27 protein-coding genes are annotated in these 26,458 nt (G+C 67.8%); 13 read left to right on the forward strand and 14 right to left on the reverse strand.

All coding sequences use genetic code 11. The features are described 5' to 3' along the window. Positions 1-6: 6 nt before the first annotated feature. From lepB to pyrE, 4 genes are all read right to left on the reverse strand, one after another. The gene (lepB, locus tag Q8K84_RS07225) at positions 7-786 is read right to left on the reverse strand and encodes a signal peptidase I (RefSeq protein WP_305281940.1); all 780 of its coding nucleotides are present in this window, start codon (positions 784-786) and stop codon (positions 7-9) included. Positions 787-912: 126 nt separating this feature from the next. Continuing rightward, positions 913-1,311, reverse strand: a complete 399-nt coding sequence (gene acpS / locus Q8K84_RS07230) for a holo-ACP synthase (RefSeq protein ID WP_305281941.1) — start codon at positions 1,309-1,311, stop codon at positions 913-915. Further along, positions 1,308-2,069, reverse strand: coding sequence for a pyridoxine 5'-phosphate synthase (locus Q8K84_RS07235; protein WP_305281942.1), 762 nt, complete (start codon positions 2,067-2,069; stop codon positions 1,308-1,310). Before Q8K84_RS07235 ends, acpS begins: the two co-directional genes overlap by 4 nt. Beyond that, on the reverse strand, positions 2,066-2,650 hold the full coding sequence (pyrE, locus tag Q8K84_RS07240) for an orotate phosphoribosyltransferase (RefSeq protein WP_305281943.1): 585 nt from the start codon (positions 2,648-2,650) through the stop codon (positions 2,066-2,068). The genes Q8K84_RS07235 and pyrE overlap by 4 nt, the downstream gene beginning before the upstream one ends. 98 nt (positions 2,651-2,748) lie before the next feature. Between pyrE and Q8K84_RS07245 the strand changes: the two genes are divergently transcribed. Continuing rightward, positions 2,749-3,294, forward strand: coding sequence for a GNAT family N-acetyltransferase (locus Q8K84_RS07245; RefSeq protein WP_305281944.1), 546 nt, complete (start codon positions 2,749-2,751; stop codon positions 3,292-3,294). A gap of 27 nt (positions 3,295-3,321) precedes the next feature. Here the strand turns inward: Q8K84_RS07245 and Q8K84_RS07250 are convergent, their stop codons facing one another. The 3 genes from Q8K84_RS07250 to folK form a co-directional block, all read right to left on the reverse strand. After that, positions 3,322-5,556, reverse strand: a complete 2,235-nt coding sequence (locus Q8K84_RS07250) for a bifunctional (p)ppGpp synthetase/guanosine-3',5'-bis(diphosphate) 3'-pyrophosphohydrolase (RefSeq protein WP_305282066.1) — start codon at positions 5,554-5,556, stop codon at positions 3,322-3,324. A 23-nt stretch (positions 5,557-5,579) separates the two neighbouring features. Further along, positions 5,580-5,939, reverse strand: a complete 360-nt coding sequence (gene rpoZ / locus Q8K84_RS07255; protein WP_305281945.1) for a DNA-directed RNA polymerase subunit omega — start codon at positions 5,937-5,939, stop codon at positions 5,580-5,582. 589 nt (positions 5,940-6,528) lie between these two features. Further along, on the reverse strand, positions 6,529-7,056 hold the full coding sequence (gene folK / locus Q8K84_RS07260) for a 2-amino-4-hydroxy-6-hydroxymethyldihydropteridine diphosphokinase (protein ID WP_305281946.1): 528 nt from the start codon (positions 7,054-7,056) through the stop codon (positions 6,529-6,531). A 4-nt stretch (positions 7,057-7,060) separates the two neighbouring features. Here folK and Q8K84_RS07265 point away from each other — a divergent pair, with 4 nt between their 5' ends. Both Q8K84_RS07265 and Q8K84_RS07270 read left to right on the forward strand, forming a co-directional pair. Further along, positions 7,061-7,660 (forward strand): NYN domain-containing protein, encoded by a 600-nt coding sequence (locus tag Q8K84_RS07265; RefSeq protein ID WP_305281947.1) that lies wholly within the window; start codon positions 7,061-7,063, stop codon positions 7,658-7,660. Then, positions 7,647-8,306 (forward strand): uracil-DNA glycosylase, encoded by a 660-nt coding sequence (locus Q8K84_RS07270; RefSeq protein WP_305281948.1) that lies wholly within the window; start codon positions 7,647-7,649, stop codon positions 8,304-8,306. Before Q8K84_RS07265 ends, Q8K84_RS07270 begins: the two co-directional genes overlap by 14 nt. On the opposite strand, the gene Q8K84_RS07275 is transcribed toward Q8K84_RS07270, so the two are convergent. The 3 genes from Q8K84_RS07275 to dapA are packed head-to-tail and all read right to left on the reverse strand — an operon-like array spanning position 8,303 to position 10,402. After that, on the reverse strand, positions 8,303-9,058 hold the full coding sequence (locus Q8K84_RS07275) for a GNAT family N-acetyltransferase (protein WP_305281949.1): 756 nt from the start codon (positions 9,056-9,058) through the stop codon (positions 8,303-8,305). The genes Q8K84_RS07270 and Q8K84_RS07275 overlap by 4 nt on opposite strands. Further along, entirely contained in the window at positions 9,055-9,510 is a 456-nt protein-coding gene (gene smpB / locus Q8K84_RS07280) for an SsrA-binding protein SmpB (RefSeq protein WP_305281950.1), read from the reverse strand. Before smpB ends, Q8K84_RS07275 begins: the two co-directional genes overlap by 4 nt. Positions 9,511-9,517: 7 nt before the next feature. After that, entirely contained in the window at positions 9,518-10,402 is an 885-nt protein-coding gene (gene dapA / locus Q8K84_RS07285) for a 4-hydroxy-tetrahydrodipicolinate synthase (protein WP_305281951.1), read from the reverse strand. Positions 10,403-10,544: 142 nt separating this feature from the next. Here dapA and Q8K84_RS07290 point away from each other — a divergent pair, with 142 nt between their 5' ends. Beyond that, a complete protein-coding gene (locus Q8K84_RS07290) occupies positions 10,545-12,635 on the forward strand; it encodes a lytic transglycosylase domain-containing protein (protein WP_305281952.1) in 2,091 nt (696 codons plus the stop codon). Positions 12,636-12,641: 6 nt separating this feature from the next. Here Q8K84_RS07290 and Q8K84_RS07295 read toward each other — a convergent pair whose 3' ends face one another. Then, positions 12,642-13,277 carry a TetR/AcrR family transcriptional regulator gene (locus Q8K84_RS07295; protein WP_305281953.1) on the reverse strand — a complete coding sequence of 212 codons (636 nt, stop codon included), beginning with the start codon at positions 13,275-13,277 and terminating at the stop codon, positions 12,642-12,644. Between the two features lie 165 nt (positions 13,278-13,442). Here Q8K84_RS07295 and Q8K84_RS07300 point away from each other — a divergent pair, with 165 nt between their 5' ends. Both Q8K84_RS07300 and Q8K84_RS07305 read left to right on the forward strand, forming a co-directional pair. Next, positions 13,443-14,357 (forward strand): class I SAM-dependent methyltransferase, encoded by a 915-nt coding sequence (locus Q8K84_RS07300; RefSeq protein ID WP_305281954.1) that lies wholly within the window; start codon positions 13,443-13,445, stop codon positions 14,355-14,357. Continuing rightward, a complete protein-coding gene (locus tag Q8K84_RS07305; RefSeq protein ID WP_305281955.1) occupies positions 14,354-15,142 on the forward strand; it encodes an RNA methyltransferase in 789 nt (262 codons plus the stop codon). Before Q8K84_RS07300 ends, Q8K84_RS07305 begins: the two co-directional genes overlap by 4 nt. Before the next feature lie 31 nt (positions 15,143-15,173). Here the strand turns inward: Q8K84_RS07305 and hrpB are convergent, their stop codons facing one another. Both hrpB and Q8K84_RS07315 read right to left on the reverse strand, forming a co-directional pair. Then, on the reverse strand, positions 15,174-17,606 hold the full coding sequence (hrpB, locus tag Q8K84_RS07310) for an ATP-dependent helicase HrpB (protein WP_305281956.1): 2,433 nt from the start codon (positions 17,604-17,606) through the stop codon (positions 15,174-15,176). A 33-nt stretch (positions 17,607-17,639) separates the two neighbouring features. Then, positions 17,640-19,076: a sodium-dependent transporter gene (locus Q8K84_RS07315; RefSeq protein ID WP_305281957.1), complete on the reverse strand. Its 1,437-nt coding sequence runs from the start codon at positions 19,074-19,076 to the stop codon at positions 17,640-17,642. 137 nt (positions 19,077-19,213) lie between these two features. Here Q8K84_RS07315 and Q8K84_RS07320 point away from each other — a divergent pair, with 137 nt between their 5' ends. The 4 genes from Q8K84_RS07320 (at position 19,214) to Q8K84_RS07335 (ending at position 22,434) form a co-directional block, all read left to right on the forward strand. Then, positions 19,214-19,885 carry an MBL fold metallo-hydrolase gene (locus Q8K84_RS07320; protein WP_305281958.1) on the forward strand — a complete coding sequence of 224 codons (672 nt, stop codon included), beginning with the start codon at positions 19,214-19,216 and terminating at the stop codon, positions 19,883-19,885. A 56-nt stretch (positions 19,886-19,941) separates the two neighbouring features. Then, positions 19,942-20,691, forward strand: coding sequence for a response regulator (locus Q8K84_RS07325; RefSeq protein ID WP_305281959.1), 750 nt, complete (start codon positions 19,942-19,944; stop codon positions 20,689-20,691). Further along, the gene (locus tag Q8K84_RS07330; RefSeq protein ID WP_370867850.1) at positions 20,688-22,040 is read left to right on the forward strand and encodes an ATP-binding protein; all 1,353 of its coding nucleotides are present in this window, start codon (positions 20,688-20,690) and stop codon (positions 22,038-22,040) included. The genes Q8K84_RS07325 and Q8K84_RS07330 overlap by 4 nt, the downstream gene beginning before the upstream one ends. Before the next feature lie 172 nt (positions 22,041-22,212). Continuing rightward, positions 22,213-22,434: a general stress protein gene (locus Q8K84_RS07335; RefSeq protein WP_305281960.1), complete on the forward strand. Its 222-nt coding sequence runs from the start codon at positions 22,213-22,215 to the stop codon at positions 22,432-22,434. Positions 22,435-22,562: 128 nt separating this feature from the next. Here the strand turns inward: Q8K84_RS07335 and egtB are convergent, their stop codons facing one another. Beyond that, positions 22,563-24,782, reverse strand: coding sequence for an ergothioneine biosynthesis protein EgtB (gene egtB, locus Q8K84_RS07340; protein WP_305281961.1), 2,220 nt, complete (start codon positions 24,780-24,782; stop codon positions 22,563-22,565). A 218-nt stretch (positions 24,783-25,000) separates the two neighbouring features. On the opposite strand from egtB, the gene Q8K84_RS07345 reads away from it, so the two are divergent. The 3 genes from Q8K84_RS07345 (at position 25,001) to Q8K84_RS07355 (ending at position 26,452) form a co-directional block, all read left to right on the forward strand. Beyond that, the gene (locus Q8K84_RS07345) at positions 25,001-25,525 is read left to right on the forward strand and encodes a sigma-70 family RNA polymerase sigma factor (RefSeq protein WP_305281962.1); all 525 of its coding nucleotides are present in this window, start codon (positions 25,001-25,003) and stop codon (positions 25,523-25,525) included. 76 nt (positions 25,526-25,601) lie between these two features. Next, positions 25,602-25,838: a hypothetical protein gene (locus Q8K84_RS07350; protein ID WP_305281963.1), complete on the forward strand. Its 237-nt coding sequence runs from the start codon at positions 25,602-25,604 to the stop codon at positions 25,836-25,838. A gap of 8 nt (positions 25,839-25,846) precedes the next feature. Then, on the forward strand, positions 25,847-26,452 hold the full coding sequence (locus Q8K84_RS07355; RefSeq protein ID WP_305281964.1) for a DedA family protein: 606 nt from the start codon (positions 25,847-25,849) through the stop codon (positions 26,450-26,452). Positions 26,453-26,458 lie beyond the last annotated feature (6 nt).

A 26,458-nucleotide genomic window follows, 5' to 3' on the forward strand; every position in this document is an offset into this window, starting at 1 on the left:
CAGGGATCACTGAAGGATGTTGAAGAACCGACCGGGCCGGGCTTCGGTGACCCAGGTCCAGGGCTTGAACAGGGAGGCGCCGCGTTCCCAGGACAGCAGGATCACCTGCGCCTTGCCCACCAGATGGTCGGCCGGCACATAGCCCACGCCGATCTCCTCCGGCGCGCGACTGTCGAGGGAATTGTCCCGATGGTCGCCCATGAAGAAATAGTGGCCCTCGGGCACCAGGAACGGCCCCTTGTTGTCCATCTCCCCATCAGGACCCAGGTCATAGGTCACATAGGTCCGGCCATCCGGCAGGGTCTCGCGGTAGCGCATGACCTCGCGGGTGAAGCCGTAGCCGGTGTCGATGATTCCTGGGGACATGGCCTCCCGCGGGACGGGCTGGCCGTTGAGGATGATCTGGCCGCCGCGGATTTCGATCCGGTCGCCGGGCATGCCGATCAGACGCTTGATGTAGTCGGTGCGGCCATCCCGGGGCAGCTTGAACACCACGATGTCCCCGCGGGACGGATCACGCGCCATCAGGCGCCCCTCGAACAGCGGCGGGCTGAAGGGAATGGAGTGGCGGGAATAGCCGTAGGAATATTTGGAGACGATGATGTAGTCGCCTTCCAGCAGGTTCGGCTCCATCGAGGCCGACGGAATGGTGAAGGGCTGGAAGAACAGCACCCGCAGGACCAGGGCGATCAGCAGGGCGTAGACGACCGTCTTCACGATCTCGACGATCTCCTGGATGGCGTCGGGCTTCTCCGAAACCGGCGCGATCTGCACGTTGTCGCTCATGCGGTATCCTTGGGGCGCGCGCGACAAAGAGCGCGCGGAATGGGATTAGCTATCGTCTGGGCGGTCCGGTAGCAAGCCGGCGCCCCCAGAAGCAGGCCTTATGGCCCATTCGCCGCGGGCCTGCGGCTATTCGGGCACGGCCTCGATGATGACGAAGGCCTGGGCGTAGGGGTGATCGTCGGTCAGCGTCACATGCACCACGGCCCGATGGCCGGCCGGCGTGATCTCCTGCAGCCGCTTCAGCGCCCCGTTGGAAAGCGCCATGGTCGGCGCGCCGGACGGCATGTTGGCCACCCCCATGTCGCGCCAGAAGACCCCGCGGCGAAACCCGGTCCCCAGGGCCTTGGAGCAGGCCTCCTTGGCGGCGAACCGCTTGGCGTAGCTGGCGGCCTTGTCAGGCTTTCGTTCGGAGCGGCGCTGTTCGGTCTCGGTGAAGATGCGTCGGACGAACCGCTCGCCGAACCGCTCGAGGGTCTTTTCGATACGCCGGATGTCAGCGAGGTCGGAGCCCAGACCGATGATCACGCCGCCTTCTCCCCGCGCACCTGATCCATCAGGGCCCGCATCTGGGCGATGGCGCTCGGCAGGCCGATGAAGATCGCCTCGCCGATCAGGAAGTGCCCGATATTGAGCTCCACCACCTGGGGGATGGCGGCGATCGGCTTGACGGTCTGGTAGTCGATCCCATGTCCGGCATGGACCTCCAGCCCCAGGCGCTCGGCCTCGATCGCGGCGGTCGCCAGCCTGTCCAGAAGGGCGCCGGCAAGGGGATCTCCGTCGCGGACGGCGTCGCAATAGGCGCCGGTGTGCAGCTCGACCACCTGGGCCCCCATGGCCTGGGCCGCGGCGACCTGAGCGAGATCGGCGTCGATGAAGCAGGAGACGCGGATGCCCTCCGCCGCCAGCCGGCCCACCACCGGGGCGACATTGTTGCGCCCCTTGATCAGGTCCAGCCCGCCTTCGGTGGTCACCTCTTCCCGGCGTTCGGGCACCAGGCAAGCTGCGTGGGGAAGGTGACGCAGGGCGATGGCCTCCATCTCGGCGGTCACGGCCATCTCGAAGTTCAGCGGCCGACCCCGGCGCTTGAGGATCACCGCCAGGGCGTCGATATCCGCGTCAGAGATGTGCCGGCGATCCTCGCGCAGGTGGGCGGTGATCCCGTCCGCCCCGGCCATCAGGGCCATCTCGGCGGCCCGCACCGGGTCAGGATAGGTCGCGCCCCGGGCGTTCCGGATCGTGGCCACGTGGTCGATATTGACGCCCAGGCGCAGGGGGCGGCTCATGCGCCCAGCCTGCGGCTGCCGGGATCCTCGATGGGTATGGCGGCCAGCTCGGGCGGAAGCTGGTCTGCGGGGTAGGCCGGCACGTCCAGGCGGGCGAGCACCAGGAAGGGCGCGCCAGGATCGGCGCGGCCGCCCGAGCGATCCACCAGGGCCGCAGCGCAGACCACCTCACCGCCAGCCTCACGGATGGCCTCGACACACTCGCGCGAGGACAGGCCAGTCGAGACGATGTCCTCGACCATGGCCACCCGGGCGCCTGGCTTCAGGGCGAAGGCCCGGCGGAACTGCAGTTTCCCGTCGACCCGCTCCACATACATCGACGGCACGCCCAGCTGGCGGGCGGTCTCGTAGCCGGGAATGATGCCCCCCACCGCCGGCGAGACGCACACATCAACTTCCCCGACCTCGCGCAGGATTAGCTCGGCCAGGGCCTTGCACAGCCGCTCAGTCCGGTCAGGATACTGGAAGACCAGATTCTTCTGCAAAAAGACCGCCGAATGGAGGCCGGACGAGAGCACGAAGTGGCCCTCTCGGAGGGCGCCGGCGCCGCGGAATTCCTCAAGGACTTCGTCAGTGGTCATTTGGGCGCCTCCTTGTGGGCGAATTATCTGAGGCCGAACTAGATGTCACCTGCGCCCGCGAATATGGGTGTGGAGATTCGCAGGAGCCGAGCGCCCCCATGCCCGGGATTATCACGACCGAGCGCCTGAGGCTGCGTCCCGCCAAGGTCAGTGACCTTGAGGCGATGCACGAGATCCTGTCCTCGGCCCACGCCATGGCGTTCTGGTCGACCCTTCCCCATGAGAAGCTGGACGAGACCCGGCTCTGGCTTGACGGCATGATGGCCACCCGCAATGACGACTTCATCGTCGAGACCAAGGCCGGCGAGGTGGTGGGCAAGGTGGGCTTCTGGGCCGACCCGGAGATCGGCTACATCCTGCATCCCGGGGCGCAGGGCCAGGGCTATGCCCATGAGGCGGTGTCGGCGGTGATCGCGCGCGCCTTCCAGCAGCGCGGCCTGACCGAAGCCACCGCCGATGTGGACCCCAAGAACGACAGCTCACGACGGCTGCTGGAGCGGCTGGGCTTTGTGGTGGTGGGCAGCGCCAAGAAGACCTACCTGCTGGGCCACACCTGGGCCGACAGCCTCTATCTGCGCTGCACGCCGCAGACCTTCCCTGGCGCCAAGACCCCCTGGACCTGGCGGGCGCCACAGCCAGCCTGAGCAGAGCGCAGGCTTGAGCCGGGCGTTTTACCCCTTGGCCCGATCCACCGTCTCGACGCTGGGATTGGCCCGGAGGGCCGCGGCGATATGGGTCAGGTGCTTGGCGTCCTTGACCTCCAGGTCGAAGTCCACGTCGAAGAAGTCCCGCTGGCGGTGGTGCATGCGCAGGTTGACGATATTGCCGCCGGCCTCGCCGATCACCGTACAGACCTGCCCCAGCATGCCCGGCGCATTCTTGATGGTCGCGGCCAGACTGGCGCGGGAAATGGTGTTGCGCTCGGCCTCCGGCGTCCATTGCAGATCGCGCCAGACCTCCTCGCGGTCCTCGTATTCGGCCAGCGTCGCGCAGTCGATCGTATGCACCGCCAGGCCGCCGCCCTCGGCGTCCAGGATGCCGACAATCCGGTCCCCGGGGACCGGGCTGCAGCAGGGCGCGAAGTGCAGGATCAGGCCCTGGGTCAGGCCGCTGCCGCGCACATAGAGCCGGGCGCCGGCCCCGCCCTCGATCCGGCGCTGGGCGGTGGCGGCTTCCCGCTCCTGGGCGTTGAGGCCCGGGAAGACCACGTCGAGCACCTGGGTCGGGGTCACCCGGCCACGGCCGACAGCCTCAAAGAGATCGTCGTCCGCCGCCGTGGCGAAACGGTCCAGGGCCGGGCGCAGGGAGACATCGGCCAGGCGCTTTCCGGCCCGCTCGAAGGTCTGCTCGACCGTCGCGCGGCCGAGTCTCGTAAACTCGTCCTTCTCGCTCTGGCGGATGTGGCGGCGGATGGCTGAGCGGGCCCGGCCGGTGACGGTGAGCGAGCGCCAGTCCGGCGGCACCACGGGCTTGGCCCCACGGATCACCTCCACCACGTCGCCGTTCTGCAACAGGGTGCGAAGGGGGCGCAGCTCGCCATTGACCTTCACCCCGATGCAGGTGTCGCCCACATCGGTGTGGACCGCATAGGCGAAGTCCAGCGGCATGGCGCCTCGCGGCAGGCTGACCAGCCGGCCCTTGGGCGTGAAGACGAACACCTGGTCGAGGAACATTTCGAGCTTGGCGTGCTCCACCAGCTCGTCGACGTCGCCGCCATGCTCCAGCAGCTGGACGAGGTGGCGCAGATTGACCAACGGGTCGCGCCCGCCCGCCGCCGCCTGGGCCTCGGCGTCGAAGCCATAGCTCTCGTTCTTGTAGCGCCAGTGGGCGGCGACCCCGTCCTCGGCCACCCGGTCCATGGCCTCGGTGCGAATCTGCATCTCGATCCGCATGCCCTTGGGCCCGACCACCGTGGTGTGGATGGAGCGGTAATTGTTCCGCTTGGGCGTGGAGATGTAGTCCTTGAACCGCTCGGGCACGCTGGACCAGGCCCGGTGGATGACGCCCAGCGCCCGGTAGCAGTCCTCTTCGGAATCGACGATCACCCGGAAGGCGTAGATGTCCGACAGCTGGGAGAAGCCAATCGATTTGCGCTGCAGCTTGCGCCAGATGGAGAAGGGATGCTTCTCGCGGCCGAACACGCGGGCGGGCACTCCGGCCCCGGCCAGCTTGCCCAGCACCTCGTCGGAGACCACCGAGACCGCCCCACCCTGCTCCTGGCGCAGAGCCGAAAGCCGCCGGCCGATGGCGTCGCGGGCCACCGGGTTCAGGTGGATGAAGGCCAACTCCTCCAGCTCGGTGCAGATGCGGTGGCAGCCGATGGAGCGGGCGAGCGGCGCATAGATGTCCAGGGTCTCCCGGGCGATCCGCTCGCGCTTGGCCGGGTTCTTGATGAACTCCAGCGTGCGCATATTGTGCAGCCGGTCGGCCAGCTTGACCATCAGGACGCGCACGTCCTTGGAGATGGCCAGGATGAATTTGCGCAGGTTCTCCGCCTGCCGGGTGTGTTCGGAATTGCCTTCGAGCTGGGAGAGCTTGGTGACGCCCTCCACCAGCTCGCCGATCTCTTCGCCAAACAGCTGGTCGATATCGGCCCGGCTGACCGGACAGTCCTCGATCACGTCATGCAGCAGGGCCGTGACGATGGTCGCGGTGTCGAGGCGGTAATCGGTGAGGATGCCCGCCACCTCGATGGGGTGAGCGAAATAGGGATCGCCGGAGGCCCGCTTCTGCGAGCCGTGCATGCGCATGGCGTAGACATAGGCGCGGTTCAGCAGCGCCTCGTCAGCGGTCGGGTCATAGGACCGGACCTTGTCGATCAGCTCATATTGGCGAAGCAGTCTGGGCGGACGCGCCGGAGCGGGCGCGTCCTTGGGCTCGGCGACGGGTTGGGCCGCCTGGACGATAAGAGGGTCTGCGCCTTCGGGGCTCAGTACCGCTCCTCCTGACCGCCATCCCGGTCGCTCTGCAGGGCCCGGATCAGTTCCAGCTCGCTCATCTGGGCATGGGTCGGGTCGGCCAGCAGGGCCAGGGTTTCGGCCTCTTCCTCAGCTTCGGTGTGCTCGTCCACACGCTGCAGGCTGGAGATCAGGTTTTCGCGCAGTTCCTCGGCGTCGACCACGTCGTCGGCGATCTCCCGCAGGGAGACGACCGGATTCTTGTCGTTGTCGCGATCAACCAGCAGCTGGGCGCCGGCCGAGATGGCGCGCGCGCGATGGGCGGCCAGAAGAACCAGGTTGAACCGGTTCGGAACCTTCTGAACGCAATCTTCGACGGTGACGCGGGCCATGGAATCCTCAATCTGATCTAGAACCGGCCAAAATAGGCGGTTTGGTCCGATTGTGCAATGCCGCAGGGGACCCTCTAGCATTAGCTGCGGCGCCAGGTGTAGCGGCAGGCAGGCATCCATCTGGTGGGCCACCGGACGCCGGGATCAGCAGAGTGGTGTGTGTCCCCAATTTCCAGCAATCTGTGCCTTCGGTGTAGGAATGGGGACACAAAATGCTGGTCTTGGTGTTCGCTATGCTTTTGGCCGCTGAAGGCGCCACCACAACTTGCGCGGTTGGCGCTGCGGGAGAGTTCACCTGCGCAACTCGCGATAGCTCGTCTGCCCCCAATATGGCTTGCGCAGGCAACGACTGGCTAATCGCCGGTTGCACATTCGGTTCGCACAGAGAGGCGCGTGAGGCTCGAGCAGCGCAACAGCGCGTCATTGGAGCCCGGGAAGCTACGATGAACTTCCTACGGGCAGGCGACTGCGAAGCTGCTGTAGGCACCGCGCTGGAGACGGGAGATCTCCGCTTTGCCACTGATGTTCGAGCGTTTTGCTCTGCCGGAGCGCGACAAGATTAGTCAGCCGCGTTCACCGTCCAGTCCCCTCACCCCGCCCGCGCGTCGCACCCCACGCTGGCCCCCGCCGCCAACTCCCGCGCCGTCAGCCCAGACACCGGATGGCGCCAGTCCGGGGCGATCTCGGCGAGCGGGCCCATGACGAACAGGCGGGTGTGGGCCCGGGGATGGGGCAGGATCAGGTCTGCAGCCTCGATCACCGTCCGCCCGTGGGCGATCAGATCGAGGTCCAGGGTGCGCGGGGCGTTGCGCCCTGCCCTTTCCCGGTTGAATTCCGCCTCGATTGAAAACAGGGTACGCAGAACCGAACTCGGTTCATTCGGCGTCTCGACAATGGCGACGCCGTTGCGATACTCCGGGGCTGAGGGGTCCGGCCAGGCGGCCGAGCGCCACCAGCGGGACCGATGAAGAACAGGCAATCCCGCCTGATCCAGACGCGCCAGGGCGGCTTCCAGAAGGGCTTCCGAGGACGAGAAATCTCCGGCGAGATTACTGCCCAGGGCGATCACCACCGCTCCGTCCCAGCCCGACCCCGCGCCGCTTTCAAGGAATTCCACGCTTATGACCTTCTACCCCACCGATCGGCTCGCCCTCTTTATCGACGGCGCGAACCTGTACTCGGCGGCCAAGGGACTCGGCTTCGACATCGACTACCGCAAGCTGCTGGAAGAGTTCCGCAAGCGCGGCGTGCTGGTGCGGGCCTACTACTACACCGCCCTGGTGGAGGACCAGGAGTACTCCCCCATCCGCCCGCTGGTGGACTGGCTGGACTACAATGGCTTCCGCCTGGTGACCAAGCCGGCCCGGGAATACACCGACGCGCAAGGCCGCAAGCGCTGGCGCGGCGACATGGATGTCGAGATCGCCGTCGACATGATGGAGATGGCCGAGCACGCCGATCATCTACTGCTGTTCTCCGGCGACGGGGACTTCCGCTGTCTGGTGGAGGCGGTTCAGCGCAAGGGCGCGCGGGTCACCGTGGTCTCCACCGTCAAGTCGCAGCCGCCGATGGCGTCCGATGATCTGCGCCGCCAGGCCGACGCCTTCATCGATCTGGCCGACCTGTCGGAGATTATCGGCCGGCCCTCGCGCCTGCCGCGCTTCATCCAGGAAAGCCGGATGACCAGCCAGAGCGAGACCGAGGCGGATGCCGAGGCCTGAGCCGGCCGTGAGCGACGCCGCCGAGCCGCCCCGGGACTGCCCACTTTGTCCCAGGCTGGTCGCCTATCGCCAAGTCAACCGCGACGCCCACCCCGATTGGTGGAACGGCCCGGCGCCGTCCTTTGGCGATCCCGCAGCCCGGCTGGCGGTGGTGGGCCTGGCGCCCGGACGCATGGGCGCCAATCGCACGGGGCGGCCCTTCACCGGCGATTTTGCTGGCGTGCTGCTGTTTGAGACCCTGCTGAAACAGGGCTTTGCGCGGGGGACCTATGAGGCCAGCCCCGATGATGGCCTAGAGCTGGTCGACTGCCTGATCACCAACGCCGTGCGCTGCGCCCCGCCGGGCAACAAGCCCGAGACGCTGGAGGAAGCCACCTGCCGGCCATTCCTGACGGCGCGCCTGGACGGCCTGCCAAACCTGAAGGTGATCGTCACCCTGGGCGATGTGTCCCGGCGCAACGTCCTGCGGGCCCTGGGCCTGAAGGCCTCGGCCGGCGTCGGCGGCCATGGGTCTGAGTTCCAGGCCGGCCCCTATACGGTGATCAATTCCTACCACTGCTCGCGGCTGAACACGAACACCGGCCGCCTGACGCCGCAGATGTTTGAGGACATCTTCGTCCGCGCCCGAGCCCTGCTGGACGCCTAGAGCCGCCAGTAGTGGTAGCGCCAAAGCGGCGTGAAGCCGGCCCGGCCATAGAGGGCCAAGGCCGGGGCATTGTCCGCCTCGACCTGCAGGAACGCCTGCGTCGCACCACGTTCCAGGCCCGCCTGAGCCAGCCGCGCCACCACCCGACCCGCCAGCCCCTGCCCCCGGCGATCGCGGCGGGTGCGCATGCCGTGCAGACTGGCCCAGCCTTCATGTACGCTCAGCACGCCCACCGCATGGGTCCCCTGCCCATCGCGCACGGCGGCGAATACGGCGCCGGGCGACTGCGACAGCACCGCCACCCGCTGGGCGCCGTCCTCGGGATCGAAACCCTGGCCCAGAAACACCGCAGCCCAGGCCTCATTGGGGGTCTCCAGAAGCACGACCTCGCTCGGATCAGCGACCTCACCGACCCTGGCCAGCTCGGCGCCCATCACCAGGGTCGGCTGATGCGGGACATAGCCGCGCTCGGCCAGGGCCTGCGCCACCCCGGTCAGGCCGTCGACTTCGGGAAGGCGGAACACGGGCGACATGGACCGGGCGCGATAGGCGGCTTCGATCCGGGCGATCAGCCCGTCATCGCGGACCAGGGTGTGGGCCAGCGGCGCTGCGGCATGGGCCCGGCCGATGGCGCCGGGGCGAAGGCCCAGAATCCAGGGGCCAATCACCTCATGGGCGTCATGGGCCACCGTGGCGATGGTCGCCCGCTCGATGGCCTCGATCTCGGCCGGTATGGGCGCGGTCAGGCTCACCCCTTGTCGCGGAGCAGCCGGGCCTTGTCGCGGGCCCAATCCCGTTCGGCGGAGGTTTCGCGCTTGTCGTGCAGCTTCTTACCCTTGGCCAGCGCGATCTCTAGCTTGGCCAGCCCCTTGTCGTTCCAATAGAGCTTGGTGGGCACGATGGTGCGCCCTTCCCGCTGGACCGCGCCGATCAGCCGGTCGATCTGCTTGCGATGCAGCAGCAGTTTCCGCGGCCGGCGCGGCTCATGGTTGAAGTGGCTGGCCTTGGCGTAGGGCGGGATGTCGGCGTTGATCAGCACGATGTTGCGCCCCTCCACCGCCGCATAGGACTCCGCGATATTGGCCTTGCCCGCCCGCAGGGACTTCACCTCGCTGCCGGTGAGCGCCAGGCCGGCCTCCATGGAGTCGTCGAGGAAGTAGTCGAACCTTGCGCGCCGGTTCTCGGCGATGGGTTTTCCAACCATGACGCCCTCAGATCAGTCCGGCGTCGCGCATGGCCGCCAGGACCTCCTGGCGAGAGGCCTCCGAGGCTGGCGTGATCGGCAGGCGCGCCTCTTCCGAACACAGGCCCAGATGGGCCATGGCGAACTTGGTCGGGCCCGGCGAGGCGTCGGTGAACAGGGCCCGGTGCAGCCGGTAGAGCCGGTCCTGCCAGTAGAGCGCGGTCTTCCAGTCACCGCTGAGCGCGGCGTTGTAGAAGGTGGCGCAGAGGTCCGGCGCCACATTGACGCTGACCGAGATCGAGCCGTGGCCCCCATGGGCCATATAGCCCAGCGCGCTGGGATCATCCCCCGACAGCATCACCCAGTCGGCGCCGCACAGCAGGCGCTGCATGGTCGGCCGGGTCATGTCGCCGGTGGCGTCCTTGACGCCGACGATGTTCGGCAGCTTGGAAAGCCGGCCCAGGGTCTCGTTGGAGATGTCCACACTGGTGCGCGAGGGGACATTGTAGATGATCACTGGCAGCTGGACCGCCTCGTTGATCGCCGCATAGTGGGCGTACATGCCCTCCTGGCTGGGACGGTTGTAATAGGGCGTCACCACCATGGCCGCGTCGGCGCCGACCGCCTTGGCGTGCTTGACCAGCTCGATGGCTTCGCGAGTCGAGTTGGACCCCGCGCCGGCGATCACCGGCACCCGGCCCGCGGCCGTCTTGATGCACAGATCGACCACCCGGCGGTGTTCGTCATGGGACAGGGTCGAGGTCTCGCCCGTGGTGCCGACGGGCACGAGGCCGTGAACGCCGCCGGCGATCTGGCGCTCGATGAGGGCGACATAGGTGTCCTCGTCCACCGCGCCATCACGGAAGGGGGTCACCAGGGCCGGCATCACGCCCCTGAATAAAGGTTCGGACATTGTCTGCAAAAAGCCGTGAAAGCGCCGCATGTTGTTGCGGCCTATGATGTTGCGCGGACAATATGTCCGGCGTGGCCCTGGCCGCAACCGCCCGTATCGCCCCGCATCTCCCGTGAGGGGGGCGAGAGCCTGGAGTTTCTGTTTGCACGTCCTTGCGCCGAAGACCCTTCTGACCGCCGCCGCCCTGTTCCTGGTGGTGGGCGTTCCCCATGCGCAGACCCCTCGCGCCACGGGGACAGACCCGTTTCCCCGGCCTATTGAACTGCAGCCTGTGCAGCGCACGCCGCTGGCCCCGCTGTCGGCCAGCGAGAATCAACTGCTACGCCAGGCGCTCGCCGCAGCGCGGCGACGGGACGTGGCCGCCACCCGCAGCCTGGTCGAGGCCATGTCCGACCCGGTCGCCAAGAACATCGCCACCTGGGCGCTGATGGATGTCGCCGGCGAATCGGTGGGGTTTTTCCAGGCCGATCAGGCCAGACGCGACCTGGCGAGCTGGCCCCGGGGCGCCGGGCGCCAGGAGACCGCCGAGAAACTCCTGGCGACGTCAGGCATGTCCCCCCAGCAGACCATCGCCTGGTTCGGCGGCGAGGCGCCCGCGAGCGCCCGCGGGGCCATGGCCCTGGCCAGCGCCCTGAACGCCACCGGCCAACAGGCCGAGGCCACCGCCCTGATCCGGCGTTTCTGGCGCGACGAGGTGTTCGAAGCCGACGTCCAGACATCCATGCTCGCCCAGTTCGGCGGCTATCTGCGGCCTGAGGATCACGTGCGTCGCGCCGACCGGTTGCTCTACGGGCAACAGGGCCCCGCCGCCCAGGCCATGATCGGCCTGCTCCCCCAGGATGAACGGGCCGTCGCCGAGACCCGCATCGCCCTGCGCAACGGATCGGCCGGCGCCGAAGCGCAGCTTGCCCGGCTGACCCCTAGCCAGGCCGCCCATCCCGGGATCGTATTTGAGCGAGCGGCCTATCATCGCGCTCGAGGCCAGGAGGCCCGGGCCTATGAGTTGCTGGCGCCCCTGCCGCCGGATCAGGCGCAGGTGACCGCGGCGGCCAGCCGTGTCTGGCGCGAACGCTATCCCATGACCCTTTCGGCGCTGCGGGCCGGTGACTTCCGCAACGCCTATCGCGCCTCGGCCAACACCGGGCTCACCGTCGGCGCCTCGGCTGCCGAAGCCGAGTTCTATGCGGGATGGATCGCCCTGCGGCGGTTGAACAATCCCCAGCTCGCCGACCGCCACTTCGCGGCCATCGCCGAGATCGGGTCTTCGCCCATCACGCGCGGCCGGGCCCTCTATTGGCGGGGTCGGGCGCACGAGGCCATGGGCGACGCCCCAGGCGCTCAGCGCTTCTATGCCGCCGCCAGCGAGCACAACACCACCTTCTACGGCCAGCTGGCCGGGGAGAAGGTCGGCGACGGGACCATGACCCTGCCGCCCGAGCCAGAGATCACGGAGTTTGATCGGGCCAGGTTTGAAGGCCGTGACGTGGTCCGGGCCGCCCGACGGCTGAACGAAATCGGCGAGGCCAGCCTGTTCCGCACCTTCGCCCTGCACCTGAAGGACACCGTGCCCAATGGCGCCGAGCAGGCCCTGATCGTCGACATGGCCAGGGGCTATGGCGACCAGACAGGCTCAATGCTGGTGGTTCGTGGCGCAGCCACCCTGGGCCATGTCCTGCCCTTGCGCGGCTATCCGCACCGGACCCCGCCGCAGGTGTCCAACGCCCCTGAACTGGCCCTCACCCTGTCCATCACCCGACAGGAGAGTGGTTTCGACCCCCTGATCCGCTCGCCGGCTGGCGCCCTGGGCATGATGCAGGTGATGCCGGCCACCGCCCAGATCGTCGCCCGTCAGCTTGGCCTGTCCTACTCGGTCGGCATGCTGAATGATCCCGACTACAATATGCGCCTGGGCCAGACCTATATCTCGCAGATGCTGAGCCAGTTCAGCGGCTCCTATCCCCTGGCCATCGCCGCCTACAACGCCGGTCCCGGACGACCGAACCAATGGGTCAGCTTCTGTGGGGATCCCCGGGGCGCTGGCACCGATCCCATCGATTTCGTGGAGTGCATCCCGTTCTCAGAGACGCGCAACTACGTGATGCGGGTGATGGAGGGGACGCAAGTCTACCGCGCGCGCCTGAACAACGGCACGGCCAAGATCACCCTCTCTCAGGATCTCGCCCAGGGCGGCTACGCCTATGCCCGCCCGACAGCGGCCGCATCGGCGCGATAGGCGGGCTCAGTCGACGGTCAGGCCGTTGAGCAGGCCTTCGATGGTCACCTGGATCAGCTCATCCTCGGGCTGCCAGGGAAAGTTCGGGCGCGAAAGCCGCAGGGCGACAACCCCGTGGCAGGCCGCCCAGAGCGCTTGGGCGGCGCTGTCCCCGTCACCGAGCCGCAGGCGGCCCTCAGCGGCGATCTCGCGGACCACGCCGCTGAACTTGTCGTAGCAGGCCGTCGCCAGCTCCGCGGTGGCGTCCGTGCCATCGGCGCCCTGCGGGAAGGGATGGGTTCCGGAGAAGACAAGTTGATAGGCGTTGGGATGCTCGAACCCCCAGCGCATGTAGGCGTCCAGCATCATCCGCGTGCGATTGACCGCGTCCAGCGGCCGCTCGGCGATTTGGCTGTTGCGGTCGAGCAGTTCCTGCATCACCCCCTGGCAGATCTCCAGCAGGATGCAGGCCTTGTCCGGAAAGTGCATGTAGAGGGCGGTGGACGAGACCCCGACCTCCTCGGCGATCCGCCGGATGGTCGCACCGTCATAGCCTTCGGCCACGAAGATGCGCTCGGCGGCCTCCAGGATTTCGGCGCGGCGCAGGTGGCCGTCACCCTTGGCCTTGCGGGCCGACCGGCGCGGTGTGGTGCTGACGCTCACCAACTCAAATCCCCCTCGAACACAGCAGGTCAGCGGAAACCAATTTCACCCCTGTGACAACCCCGCGCCTGATTGGCCAGTCTTTTCAGCCGCAGCCCGCCATACCGCCCCCTATAGAGTTTCATCCCCTGGCGCGCGGGGCGGGTTTTTCGTAATCGAAGTCTCATGACCTCCAGACGCCCCCTCGTCGCCCCAGCCCCAGGCGTCATGCGCACCACCGGCTGGGCCGACTACGCCCTGCTGGACTCCGGCGATGGCAGGAAGCTGGAGCGCTACGGCCCCTACACCGTCGTGCGCCCCGAGCCCCAGTGCCTGTGGGCGCCGCGCCTGGACGCCGCGACCTGGGCCGCCGCCGACGCCATCTTCGATCCCAGCGATGAGGAAGACGCCGGCCGCTGGCGATTCCAGGGGCCGCCGCTTGAGGCCTGGGCCATGTCCTGGCGCCAGGCCCGCTTCAACGCGCGCTTCACCGCCTTCCGCCATCTCGCCTTCTTTCCCGAACAGGCGGCCAACTGGGCGTGGCTGGAGACCCGCATCCGCGACCACGCCCAGGCCTCGGCCGAACCGCCCCGGGTGCTGAACCTGTTCGGATATACCGGGGTCGCCAGCCTGGTCTGCGCCTCGGCGGGCGCGGCGGTCACCCATGTGGACGCCTCAAAGAAGGCCATCGCCATGGCTCGGGAGAACGCCGAGCTTTCAGACCTTGCCGACCGTCCAATTCGTTGGATCTGCGAAGACGCCCGCCGCTATGTTCAGCGCGAGGTCCGCCGTGGATCGCGCTATGAAGGGATCATCCTCGATCCCCCCAAATACGGGCGGGGCCCGACCGGCGAGGTGTGGCGGCTGTTTGAGGACTTGCCTGAGCTTTCCGCCCTATGCGCTGAACTTCTTTCGGAAAATGCTTCATTCCTCATTCTTAACGCTTACGCCGCGCGCATCTCCGGAGCCGCCCTGGCTGGCCTGCTGTCCGACCGTCTGGCTGACCGCGGCGGGACCATCGAGTGGGGTGAGCTAGCCCTGTCCGAACAGTCCGGCGAGCGGGAGATCGGCCTGTCCTTCTATGCCCGGTGGGCCTCGTGAGCGGGCGGATCGTCACCTCCCTGACCAATCCCACGGTCAAGGCCGTCCGCGCCCTGCACCTGCGCAAGACCCGCGACGAGACCGGCCTCTTCGTCGCCGAGGGGCTTAAGAACGTCACCGAGGGCGTGGAGACCGGCCATGCGCCGGAGATCCTCCTCTATGGCCGCGACGCCGCCGACCACCCCCTGTTGCGCGCCGCCGCAGAGGCGACGCAGGACGCCGGCGGCGAGGTGATCGAGGTCACGGGCGACATCCTCGCCAAGGTCTCCCGGCGGGACAATCCGCAGGCGGTGGTCGGCGTCTTTCCTCAGGTCTTCACCCCCCTCACCGCCCTCCAGCCCCGGATGGCCAAGGCCTGGGTCGCCCTGCACCGGGTGCGTGATCCGGGCAATCTGGGGACCATCATCCGAACCGCCGACGCCGCTGGCTGCGGCGCCGTCGTGTTGGTGGGGGAGTGCTGCGATCCCTATTCGGTGGAGGCGGTGCGCGCCACCATGGGCTCGATCTTCGCGGTCCCCATCGCCCGGGCGACAGAAGCCGAATTCACCGCCTGGCGCAGAGACTGGCCAGGCTCGGTGGTCGGCACTCTGCTGAGCGCCGAGGTCGATCATCGCAGCGCCGACTATGTCCACCCGGCCCTGATCCTGATGGGCAATGAGCAGCAGGGTCTGCCGCCGGAAATGGCCGGCCTCTGCGATGTCAACGTCAAGATCCCCATGCGCGGCCGGGCCGACAGCCTGAACCTGTCGGTGGCCACCGGCGTGATGATCTACGCCGCCAGTTGAGGCGCGTGGTGACGCGAGCGGGTCGCCTGCCCTAGCTTCGCGGTTTAACCCGTGTGGTCGGGTCGGCGACCGACGGGTCCTCGGGCCAGGGATGTCTGGGATAGCGCCCGCGCATGTCGGCGCGCACGTCCCGCCAGGAGCCGCGCCAGAAGCCCGGCAGGTCCTGGGTCAGCTGGATCGGCCGACGCGCCGGCGACAACAGGGCCAGCGTCAAGGGCCGGCCGGCGACCATGGGATGGGCGTCCAGTCCAAACACCTCCTGCACCCGGATATCGACCCGCGGTCCACCCTCGGCCTCATAGTCGATCGGGGCGCGCGTGCCGGTGGGCGCCGTCCAGTGGGTGGGAAGTTCGGACTCCAGCCTGCGCTGCAGATCCCATGGCACGAAGCTGCGTAGGGCGCCGTCCAGCAGGTCCGCCGTCAGGTCGCCCGGCCCACGTAATCCCTGCAACAGCGGCGTCAGCCAGTCGTCCAGGGCGGCGAGCAGCGCATCGTCCGACAGGTCCGGCCAGGTCACAGGATCCAGCGCCCTCAGAAAAGCGATCCGTCGTCGCAGGGCCAGCGCCCCGGGACCCCAGCGAAGGCCGCTGACGCCCTCCCGTCTCAGGCGCGCGGCCAGGGCGGCGGCCACCACGCCCGGCGGCGGATTGTCATCGAGGCTTTCATGCAGCACCAATCGGCCCAGCCGCGTCAGACGCCGCGCGCGAATACGTCCGCCCGGGCTTTCCTCGATACGGTCCTCGGTCTCCAGAATGGACGCGAACGCCGCCAGGATCTCCGGCTCGGTCAGGGGCGCGGCCAGCAGGATCCTGTCCCGGCGATCACCGCCCCCCAGTTCAGCCACCGCCAGCCAGGGCTCGCGGGCCAGGACGTCCCCAGGCTCGATAAAGGCGCCCCGCCCGGTGGCCAGCTGAAACTCTCCCTGCGGCCCGCGGGCCTTGGCGACCCTTTCGGGATAGGCGAGCGCGAGCATCTGACCATCACTGAGGGGCTCAGCCTTGCCGCTCCTCACCCCGCGGGCCCATCGCGTGGCCAGCGCGCGCGCGTCCCGGGCACGGGGCGAGCGATCCCGGTCAAAGGCCTCCAGCCGATGGGTCAGGTGGGCGTCGCGCCCGCCGATCCCCCGTTCGGTGACCAGGGCCGCGATCCGCGTCGCACGCTCGGCCTGACCATGGTCAGCGGCCCGCAGCACCATGTGCGCCAAGCGCGGCGGCAATGGCATGTCGGCGAGCGCCTCCCCATGGGGGGTCAGCACCCCCGCCCGATCGACGGCTTCAAGTCGGCGCAGCAGCGCCTGGGCCTCGGCCAGGGCGGCCTTGGGCGGCGGGTCGAGGAAGGCGAGATCATCAGCGGATTTCGCCCCCCATCGCGCCATATCCAGGGCCAGGCCGGAAAGGTCGGCGTCGAGAATTTCAGGATCCGCATAGGCCGGCAGCGCCCGGGTCTCGGCCTCATCCCACAGCCGGTAGCAGACCCCGGGCGCGGTACGTCCCGCACGGCCTCTCCGCTGGTCGGCCGCGGCTCGGCTGACCCGGACCGTGGCCAGGCGGGTCAAGCCGCTTGAGGGGTCGAAGCGGGGCACACGAGCCAGGCCTGAGTCGATCACCACCCGGACATCTTCCAGGGTCAGGCTGGTCTCGGCGATGGATGTGGCGAGCACCACCTTGCGCAGGCCAGGTGGCAGGGCGGCCACGGCTCGGTCCTGTGCCTTGGGGTCCAGGGCGCCATAGAGCGGCGCGATCAGTACGTCGTCGCGGCGCAGGCGCTCAGCCAGCCGCTCGGCCACGCGCAGAATCTCCCCCTGGCCGGGCAGAAAGACCAGCACCCCGCCAGCCTCCTCGGCCAGGGCGCGCTCGATGGCCCGGACCATCGCGTCCTCGATCCGCAGGGTCTCGTTGCGGCCGAGGTAGCGGGTCTCCACTGGATGGGCGCGTCCCTCGCTTTCGATCACGGGCGCGCCGTCCATGAGCCGCGCGACGGCGGCCCCGTCCAGGGTCGCCGACATGACCAGCAGGCGCAGGTCGTCCCGCAGCAGACTCTGGGCGTTGAGGGCCAGCGCCAGCCCGAGATCGGCGTCAAGGCTGCGCTCATGGAACTCGTCGAAGATCACGCAGCCGACCCCCGACAGACCCGGATCGCCCAGGATCATCCGGGTGAAGACCCCCTCGGTGACCACCTCGATCCGCGTGCGGGCCGAAACCTTGGACTGCATCCGCACCCGAAAGCCGACCGTCTCCCCGACAGCCTCGCCGAGCGTCGTCGCCATGCGCTCGGCCGCGGCGCGGGCGGCCAACCGGCGGGGCTCAAGCATGATGATCCGCCCGGCCCCGAGCCAGGGCGCATCCATCAGGGCGAGCGGCGTGATGGTCGTCTTGCCGGCGCCAGGCGGGGCCACCAGCACAGCGCGCGGACCCGCGCTCAGGGCGTCCTGCAACGCCCCCAGCACATCATGGATCGGCAACAAGTGGGGCCCAGGAGGCGGGACGGCAGACGCTCCCTAGCTGATCAGCTGCGGGAAGAGGCCAAACAGCAGGATCAGGAAGACCGCGATCGGGCACAGCCAGGCCACCAGGAACCGCCAGAGCGGCAGAAGGGGGCCACTCTGCAGGCCGGTCTCCTCGTCCACCAGCTTGCGGTCGGCGATCCAGCCGATGAACACCGCGGTAATCAGCCCCGAGAGGGGCAACAGAATGCGGCCAGTCACCCCATCGAAGACATCGAACCAGTTGGCGTTGGTGAAGCCCGGCACAAAGGCCAGCGGCCGATGATCGGCCCAGACATTGAACGACAGCACCGAGACCATGCCGATCAGGAAGAAGCTGCCGCCCAGCAGACAGGCGGCCAGCGTCCGGCTCATTTTGAACCGCTCCACCAGATAGGCCGTGGAAATCTCCAGCAGGGAGACCGACGAGGTCAGGGCCGCGAACAGGGCCAGGACGAAGAAGGCCAGCGCAACCAGGGCTCCGCCCGGCATGCTGTGAAAGGCCGCCGGCAGGGTCTGGAACATCAGGGTCGGCCCGGCGTCCGGCGTCAGCCCGACACTGAAGACGATCGGGAAGATGGCGAGACCCGCGATAATCGCCACCCCTGTGTCAGCGGCGGAGATAATGCCCGAGGTCTGGCCAAGATTGGTGTCGCGCGAGGCGTAGGCGCCATAGGCGATCATCGCCCCGCCCCCGAGGCTGAGGGAGAAAAAGGCCTGGCCGAGCGCCGAGTTCAACACCTGGGGCTGCAGGGCGCGTTCGAAATCCGGCGTGAACAGGAAGGCTACAGCGGCGGCGAAGTCTCCGCTGATCCCGGCATAGATGGTGATGCCCAGCAACAGGACGAAGAAGGCGGGCATCAGCCATGTGGCCGCCACCTCGATCCCCCCCTTGACCCCGCGGGCGACGACGAAGGTCGTCGCCGCCGCAAACAGGAAGTGGGCGATGCTCATCTTCACCGGATCGGAGAACAGGTCCGGCATCTGCTGGCGCACCTGGTCCACGGTGAGGTTCGAATAGGCCCCCGCGAAAGGCTGGCCCGCGGCGATGGTCCGCGCCACGTCGCCGCCAGAGGTCCAGATGAAGTAGAGCACCCAGCCGGCGACGACGCTGTAGAAGGTCAGGATCAGATAGTTGGCGATCATGCCGATCACCGCCAGCGCCGCCCAGCCGCTGCTGGCGTTGGACTGCCGAGCGAGAAGTTTGGTGCTGCCCACCGTGGAGCGCTGGCCATGCCGCCCTATCAGAGTCTCGGCCAGCAGCAGCGGCGCCCCGATCAGAGCCACGCACAGGATGTAGATCAGGACGAAGGCCCCGCCGCCATTGGCGCCGGCCTCCGACGGAAACCGCCACAGGTTCCCAAGGCCGACGGCCGAGCCCACCGCAGCCAGGATGAAGGCGGCCTTGGATGACCAATGGGCCTGACCAGGAGCGGCGATGCTGGCGACCATGACGTTTCTGCCCCGGGGAAAAGGCGTCACCCCGACGCCGAAACCCTATCCTTGGCCAGCGTTGCGCGAACAATCAAGCACCCGGCCTAGGGACCGCGTCCCCTTGCGAGAAAGCCCTGCGCCGATAAGGTCCCGCCATGTCGCAAGCCCAAGATCCGCCCATCCGGGCCCTGATCGCGCCGGTCACCCCCCTGGCGCAGAACTGCACCATTGTCTGGTGCGTCAAGACGAAGAAGGCCGCCATTATCGATCCCGGCGGCGAGGTCCCCCGCCTGCTCCAGGCCCTGAGCGACAACGACCTGACCCTGGAGAAAATCTGGATCACCCATGGCCATCTCGACCATGCCGGGGGGACCGCTGCGCTGAAAGCCGCCACCGGCGTCCCCATTGAAGGCCCCCATCGGGACGACGCCTTCTGGATCGAGCAGATGGACGGTGACGGCGCCAGATGGGGAATGCCGGAGGCCCGATCCTTCACCCCCGACCGGTGGCTGGAGAATGGAGATGTGGTGAGCCTCGGCGAGACCGAGTTCGAGGTCTATCACTGCCCGGGCCACACGCCGGGGCATGTGATCTTCTTTCATCGCCAGGCCCGCTTCGCCCAGGTGGGCGACGTCCTGTTCCAGGGCTCCATCGGTCGCACCGATTTTCCCCGAGGCGACCACCAGGACCTGATAGACGCCATCACCGGCAAGCTCTGGCCGCTGGGGGATGATGTCCGCTTTGTCTGCGGACACGGACCGATGTCGAGTTTTGGCGCCGAGCGGCGCAGCAATCCCTTTGTCGCCGACCAGGTCCTGGCGCGCTGATATCTCGCAGGCGCCTTTTCAGGCATGAAATCTGACGGTTACCCGGGAGCCCAAGAATGGCCCGCATGCAGACGCCCCCCACCGAAGCGCCCGGCCCCACGGCCCGCATTCTGATGGTCGACGACGATCCCGGCATCCGGGACGTGGTCTCCGATTTCCTGGGCCGCCACGGCTATGCGGTGACTACGGCCGGCGACGCCCGGGAGATGGAGCAGGCGCTGGAACGTGATGCGGTCGACCTGATCGTGCTCGACGTCATGCTGCCTGGGGAAGACGGCCTGGCGATCTGTCGCAGGCTGGCGGTCGGCGAGGCCCCGCCGATCATCATGCTCTCGGCCATGGGCGAGGACACCGACCGGATCGTCGGCCTGGAACTGGGCGCCGATGACTATCTTTCCAAGCCCTGCAATCCGCGGGAGCTGCTGGCCCGCATCCGCGCCGTTCTGCGCCGGGCCGAACAGACAAGGCATGGCGGCGGCGAGGACCTTGGCGCGGCCTGCGAATTCGCCGGCTGGCGCCTCGACCTGGTTCGTCGGGAGCTCCGCTCGCCCCAGGGGGTGGTGGTCAACCTGTCGAGCGGCGAGTTCTCCCTGCTGCGCGCCTTTGTCGAGCGCCCCCAGCGCGTGCTCACCCGCGACCAACTGCTGGACTTCGCCCGGGGACGGGATTCCGACGCTTTTGACCGGGCCATAGACGTGCAGATCAGCCGCCTGCGCCGCAAGCTGGACGATGGCGGCGGCCATGACCTGATCCGCACCATCCGCAATGAGGGCTACATGTTCACCCCCAAGGTGAAGCGCCCGTGAGCGGAACGCGCGACCGGCGCGCCACCGCCTCTCTCTTTGTCCAGGTGCTGATGCTGGTCGGCGTCAGCCTGATCACCGCCCAGGCGATCAGCGTCTTCCTGCTGTTCAACCTGCCCCCCCCGGTGCCGGACTTTTATCGCTTCTCCGAAATCGCCGCCGCCCTGCAGGGTCACCCCGGCGATCTGATCGAGCGGCGAGACCTGCAATATGAGCTGACCAATACGCCGCCGGATGGCCAGTCCACCGCCGAGAGCATGATCTGGGCCCGTGACCAGCTCGCCAAGGACCTGGGCGTGGCCAAGAGCAGTCTGGTCATCGCCAAGACCTATCGTCTGCCTATCTCCGATCGACGGGTGTTTCGAATCGTCCGGGACCGCATGGAGCGGGCTGGCGGCGAGGGCCAGGAAGACCGGTTCCTGGTGGCGCCATTCGAGATCGCCATGAAACGCCCCGACGGCCAGTGGGCCGTGGTGCGCCCGGAGCGCGGCCTCGGCCTCAATGTCTGGCAGCAGCGGGTGCTGCTCTGGTTCCTGCTCTCGGCGCTTGTCATGGCGCCCATCGCCTGGATGTTCGCCAGACGGCTGTCCAAGCCCTTCCGCCTGTTCGCCGAGGCTGCAGAGCGCCTGGGCCGCGACCCCGAAGCGCCGCCCCTTGCGATCCATGGCTCGGCTGAGATTTCGGTGGCCGTGCGCGCCTTCAACCAGATGCAGGAGCGCCTGCGCCGCTACGTCCAGGATCGCACCGCCATGGTGGGCGCCATTGCTCACGACCTCCGGACGCCTCTGACCCGCCTGCGATTCCGGATCGAAAACGCGCCGGAGGACCAGCGCGGCAAGATGGCGGCCGACATCGACCAGATGGAAGCCATGGTCGCCGCCACCCTGGGTTTTGTTCGCGACGCCACCAAACCCGGCCAGCGCACCCGACTTGAGCTCGCCTCCCTCGTGGAGAGCGTCTGCGATGAAATGGCCGAGACCGGCGCGGCGATCGAGGTTGAGCGGGCCGAGAAGGTGGTCATCGAGGGCGACCCCATCGCCCTGCGTCGTCTGGTCACCAACCTGGTCGAGAACGCCGTGAAGTTCGGCGACCGGGCCCGGGCCCGGGTGATCATCGAGGGTCGCGCCGTGGTCATCGAGATCGAGGACGAGGGACCAGGCATCCCAGAGGACGAAATGGAGCGGATCTTCGAGCCCTTCTATCGTCGGGAGCCCTCCCGCAGTCGCGGCACCGGGGGGATCGGCCTTGGCCTGGCCGTGGTCCGGTCCATCGCCCGCAGCCACGGGGGAGACGTCACCATGACCAACCGTCCCGGCGGCGGTCTGACCGCCCGGGTGCTGCTGCCCGCGTGACCCTGGGGGGTCGCGCCCGCCTGCTGCAGCGAGAGTAAGCCGCTGCGAAAATTCAGAGATTCGGGGACGCAACTCCTGGTGAGGCTCGCGGGTTGCTAGAGCGGAGCCTTATCGGCCCCTCCGGATCGGGAGGGTCGCCAGGGCGCCAACGCCGCCTATTAGGAGTGACCCCATGAGCATTGCCGACCAAGATCCCCCCCGCGCCCGTCGTGGCTTCGCCGCTATGAATCCTGAGCGGCGCCGCGAAATCGCGCGCAAGGGCGGCGCCAGCGTTCCTGGCGAGAAGCGCAGTTTCGCCAAGGATCGTGATCTGGCCGCGTCCGCCGGCCGTAAGGGCGGTGAAGCTTCCCGCGGCGGGGGGCGTCGCGAGGCTGACGATACCCCGGAGTCTTAAATCCCGGAGTCCTAGGTCCTTGAACCACGGCGGTTGATGGCCGCAAATGGCGAACGTCTTGAGCGAAATCTGATCCCGCCGGTTCAGATTTCGCTTTGGACGTGGCTCCGCCCCACCGGAAGGGACGGCTAATTGACCAGCAGGAAAAGCCCGAACTCGGGCGCCGGGCTGATCCACTGCGCCTCAAGTCGCCAGCCTGCCTGAGCCGCCAGGGTCGACAGAGCCTCCGGCGTAAATTTATGCGAGTTTTCCGTGTGGATGGTTTCGCCCTCGGCGAAGTCGAACCGGCGTCCCGCCACCGTCACGCTTTGATCGCGCACCGCCACCAGATGCATCTCGATCCGTGACTTCGGTTCATTCCACACCGCGCGATGGGCAAATCCGCTCAGGTCGAAGTCGGCGCCCAGTTCGCGGTTCATCCGCGTCAGCAGATTGAGGTTGAACGCTGCGGTCACCCCTTGCGCATCGTCATAGGCGGCGACGAGGACGTCGGCCGCCTTCACCAAGTCCGCGCCGACCAGAAAGCGTGCGCCGGGGCCCAGCAGATGGCGGGCGTTGGCCAGAAATTCCACAGCCTCTTCCGGCAGAAGATTTCCGATGGTCGAGCCTGGGAAAAATCCGAAGGCCGGCCGCCTCTGTGCGGCGCCCGGCAGATCCAGCGCGATCGTGAAGTCTTCCACCAGCGGCGAGAGCTCAAGTTCTGGATAGTCGGCGCTCAGGCTGGCGACGGCGCTCTCCAGGGCGCTGGGGCTGATGTCTATGGGCGTGTAGACCGCGATCTGCGGCGCATGGTCCAGAAGCACGCGGGTCTTCAGGCTCGCGCCACTGCCAAACTCCACCAGGGCGGCGCCGCCCGGAACATGGGTCGTCAGCTGCGGCGCCACTTCCCGCAGCAGGGCGAGCTCAGTGCGGGTTGGGTAGTATTCCGGCAGACCGCAGATGTCCTCGAACAGGGCCGAGCCCGGGGCGTCATAAAAGTACTTCGGGGGCACGGATTTCTGACGCCGGGACAAACCCGCCACCACGTCAGCCTCGAACGCGCTGCGCCGGGGCGCCGGCGCAGCGCCATCCCGGGCGAGCCTGAGGCCTGAGAACATCCAACGTTGATGAGGGTGGAAGAAGTTCCGGTAGGTGGCCCGCACGTGGCCGGGGGGTGTGACGCAGGCGCCGCCGCGCAGCACCATCTGGCCGCTCATGAACTTGCCGTTGTACTCCCCCACCGCCCCGGGCGCCGAGACGAAGCCGGGATAGGGCGCGTAGGCGCTTCGGGTCCATTCCCACAGGTCGCCAAACATTTGCCGCGGCGCGCTTGTCCCCCCTTCGGCCGCGGCGGGAGCCGGGGTCCCGCGGGCCAAAAAGACGCCCCGGATCGGCAGTTGAGCGGCCACATGCTCCCACTCGGCCTCAGTGGGCAGCCGGGCGCCGGCCCAGGCCGCATAGGCCTCGGCCTCGAAATAACTGAGGTGGCTGACCGGCGTGGCCGGGTCTACCGGGCGCAGGCCATGCAGGCTCATGGCCTGCCAGCCCTCAGGCCCATGCTCCCAATAGAGGGGGGCTCGCCAACCTTCGCTCTGCACCTGTGACCAGCCGTCTGAGAGCCAAAGCTCAGGCCGATCATAGCCGCCGTCGGCCATGAAACTGAGCCACTCTCCATTCGTCACGAGCCGGTCGGCCAGACTGAATGGCGCCAGGAAGACCTTGTGCCGCGGTCCTTCGTTGTCGAAGGCGAACCCGTCGCCGCCGTGGCCGATCTCCACAAGACCGCCGGCATAGCCCACGAAGGCCAGGTCAGACGGGGCTGCGCCCGGCGCCGGCGAATGGCCTCGACCATAGACTGGCTTGAGCGGCGACTGGGCGAACAGATGCAGGATGTCCATGAGGATCAGTTCCTGATGCTGCTCCTCATGGGCCACTCCCAGGTCAAACAACGCCCCCAAGCCCTCGGCGCCTGACAGGAGAAGCCGGGTCATGGCCTCGTCCACATGCGCCCGATAGGCCATCACGCGCTCAAGCGACGGACGGGTGAGCAACCCCCGCTCCGGGCGGGGCTGACGGGGCCCCAGCGTCTCGTAGTAGGAATTGAACAGATAGCCGAAGCGCTCATCAAAGGGCCGGTAACCCTCAAGGTTGGGTCCCAGCAGGAAGGTCTCGAAGAACCAGGTGGTGTGCGCCAAGTGCCACTTGGCCGGACTCGCATCCGGCATTGACTGGGCCAACTGGTCCTCCGCCGAGAGGTCGCGCACCAGATGCTGGGTCCGGGCCCGCAGGGCCAGATAGCGCTCGAGCAGCCCCCCCGCCGTCGCTTCAGCCGGACGAAGGACTATGGTTGCGTCGTCTGAAGGCGCCATTCCACCCCCTCCCCTGCCGCATGGGTCCGCCCCAGACCGAGGTTGGACCTGCCCGCTCGCGATGGTCGCGCAGGCTGATGATGAACGCCAAGCTGGCGGTTCATGTTCCTAAAGTCGGGTCACCCCGGGCCGGGCGCAACCCGGAACGGAAAAAGCGCCACCACGTTGGACGTCTGACCGAGGCCAAGGAGCTGCTCGGTGGTCGCCACGAGGACGCGATGACCGGTTTGAATAGCTGGCGAGATTCGGTGGTCGCCATGATCCCGGCCCTCCGCGCCTTCGCATGGTCCCTTTGCCACAATGGGGCTGACGCCGACGATTTGGTGCAGGACACCCTCATCAAGGCCTGGAGCAATCGCGACCGGTTCGAGCCGGGGACCAATCTGCGCGCCTGGCTCTTCACCATCCTGCGCAACACCTACTACACCCAGCTCAATCGTCGCCGCCGGGAGGTCCGCGACGAGGATGGGGACTACGCCAAGCTGCTGCGCAGTCCTCCGAGCCAGGACTGGAGCCTCGCCATGCAGGATTTGCAGTCCGCCCTGGCTCAACTCCCCGACGAGCACAGAGAGGCTCTGATCCTCGTCGGCGCGGCGGGCCTCAGCTACGAAGAGGCCGCCGAGATCTGCGGCTGCGCCATCGGAACCATCAAGAGTCGGGTCAATCGCGCCCGGATCAAGCTCCAGCGCCTGCTGGACAGCGAGGGGGAAACTGCGCCAGCGAGCGATGCGGCGACCCTCTGAACATCTGGCCATCCCGCGGAACGACATTCAGTTCAAAGGGGTTGAAGCGGACTGCTCACCTGCGCTGGAGGTAAACATGGCCGATCATCCCAAGCCCCCCGCTTCGTCGGACGCGCGCCTCCGCGACAACGGCGACGACACAAAGCCAGGCGCCCAAGCCTTTGGTCTGGGCGCTGAAGAAGCCCACCCCGCACCGAGCGCCCTGGTCAGCGAGCACAAGGCCTATGTGAAGAAGCTTGGCCATCCCACAGCGCCGGACAACGATCTGGGGGCTCCCGCCGAACCGTCTCCTGACCCGGTGAAGCGCCCCTAGGGCGCGCCGTGGACGGCCCCGCCGGACGGCTCGCGGCCCTCTTGCAGGACCATCCTGAGCAGGCTGGTCTGGTCATCGGCCTGCTGGTGTTCGCCGAGAGCTTGGCCTTTGTGGGGTTTTTCGTGCCCTCCACCCCTTTGCTCCTGATGATCGGGGCGATGTTGGGCGCAGGTCTCCTGGAGCCCGGCCCCCTTCTGGCCTACGCCGTCGTGGGCGCGGTGCTGGGCGACGCCATCTCCTATGAACTTGGCCGCTGGATGGGCCCGTCCACCCTCCGTCATCGGCTGCTCAAGCCCCGCCGTCGCGCCTTGGCCCGCGCCCGGCTGTTTATCCGCAAGGCCGGGGTCGCGACCATGATTCTGGGGCGGTTCACCGGGCCGATCCGCTCGCTGGTCCCGCTTGCGGCCGGCATGCTCAGAATGCGACGCCTGCCCTTCCAGGCGGCCAATGTGATCGGCGCGCTGGTCTGGATCCCCGTGATGCTGGCCCCTGGATATCTCGCCGCCCGAGGCGTGAGCCTGCTTCCCCCCGGACTGATCGAGCCACTCCTTGCGGGCGCCGTCGTCATCGTCCTGGCTGTGCTGATCTGGAGGCGGCGGCTGAGCAGGGTCTGAACCGCC

The organism is Phenylobacterium sp. (genome assembly GCF_030679875.1).
Taxonomy (GTDB): Bacteria; Pseudomonadota; Alphaproteobacteria; order Caulobacterales; family Caulobacteraceae; genus Phenylobacterium.

Coding starts and splice junctions, on each gene's coding strand:
- lepB (WP_305281940.1), bottom strand. CDS start 786: ATGAGCGACAACGTGCAGATCGCGCCGGTTTCGGAGAAGCCCGACGCC.
- Q8K84_RS07235 (WP_305281942.1), bottom strand. CDS start 2,069: ATGAGCCGCCCCCTGCGCCTGGGCGTCAATATCGACCACGTGGCCACG.
- pyrE (WP_305281943.1), bottom strand. CDS start 2,650: ATGACCACTGACGAAGTCCTTGAGGAATTCCGCGGCGCCGGCGCCCTC.
- Q8K84_RS07245 (WP_305281944.1), top strand. CDS start 2,749: ATGCCCGGGATTATCACGACCGAGCGCCTGAGGCTGCGTCCCGCCAAG.
- rpoZ (WP_305281945.1), bottom strand. CDS start 5,939: ATGGCCCGCGTCACCGTCGAAGATTGCGTTCAGAAGGTTCCGAACCGG.
- Q8K84_RS07265 (WP_305281947.1), top strand. CDS start 7,061: ATGACCTTCTACCCCACCGATCGGCTCGCCCTCTTTATCGACGGCGCG.
- Q8K84_RS07270 (WP_305281948.1), top strand. CDS start 7,647: ATGCCGAGGCCTGAGCCGGCCGTGAGCGACGCCGCCGAGCCGCCCCGG.
- smpB (WP_305281950.1), bottom strand. CDS start 9,510: ATGGTTGGAAAACCCATCGCCGAGAACCGGCGCGCAAGGTTCGACTAC.
- dapA (WP_305281951.1), bottom strand. CDS start 10,402: ATGTCCGAACCTTTATTCAGGGGCGTGATGCCGGCCCTGGTGACCCCC.
- Q8K84_RS07300 (WP_305281954.1), top strand. CDS start 13,443: ATGACCTCCAGACGCCCCCTCGTCGCCCCAGCCCCAGGCGTCATGCGC.
- Q8K84_RS07315 (WP_305281957.1), bottom strand. CDS start 19,076: ATGGTCGCCAGCATCGCCGCTCCTGGTCAGGCCCATTGGTCATCCAAG.
- Q8K84_RS07320 (WP_305281958.1), top strand. CDS start 19,214: ATGTCGCAAGCCCAAGATCCGCCCATCCGGGCCCTGATCGCGCCGGTC.
- Q8K84_RS07325 (WP_305281959.1), top strand. CDS start 19,942: ATGGCCCGCATGCAGACGCCCCCCACCGAAGCGCCCGGCCCCACGGCC.
- Q8K84_RS07335 (WP_305281960.1), top strand. CDS start 22,213: ATGAGCATTGCCGACCAAGATCCCCCCCGCGCCCGTCGTGGCTTCGCC.
- egtB (WP_305281961.1), bottom strand. CDS start 24,782: ATGGCGCCTTCAGACGACGCAACCATAGTCCTTCGTCCGGCTGAAGCG.
- Q8K84_RS07345 (WP_305281962.1), top strand. CDS start 25,001: ATGACCGGTTTGAATAGCTGGCGAGATTCGGTGGTCGCCATGATCCCG.
- Q8K84_RS07350 (WP_305281963.1), top strand. CDS start 25,602: ATGGCCGATCATCCCAAGCCCCCCGCTTCGTCGGACGCGCGCCTCCGC.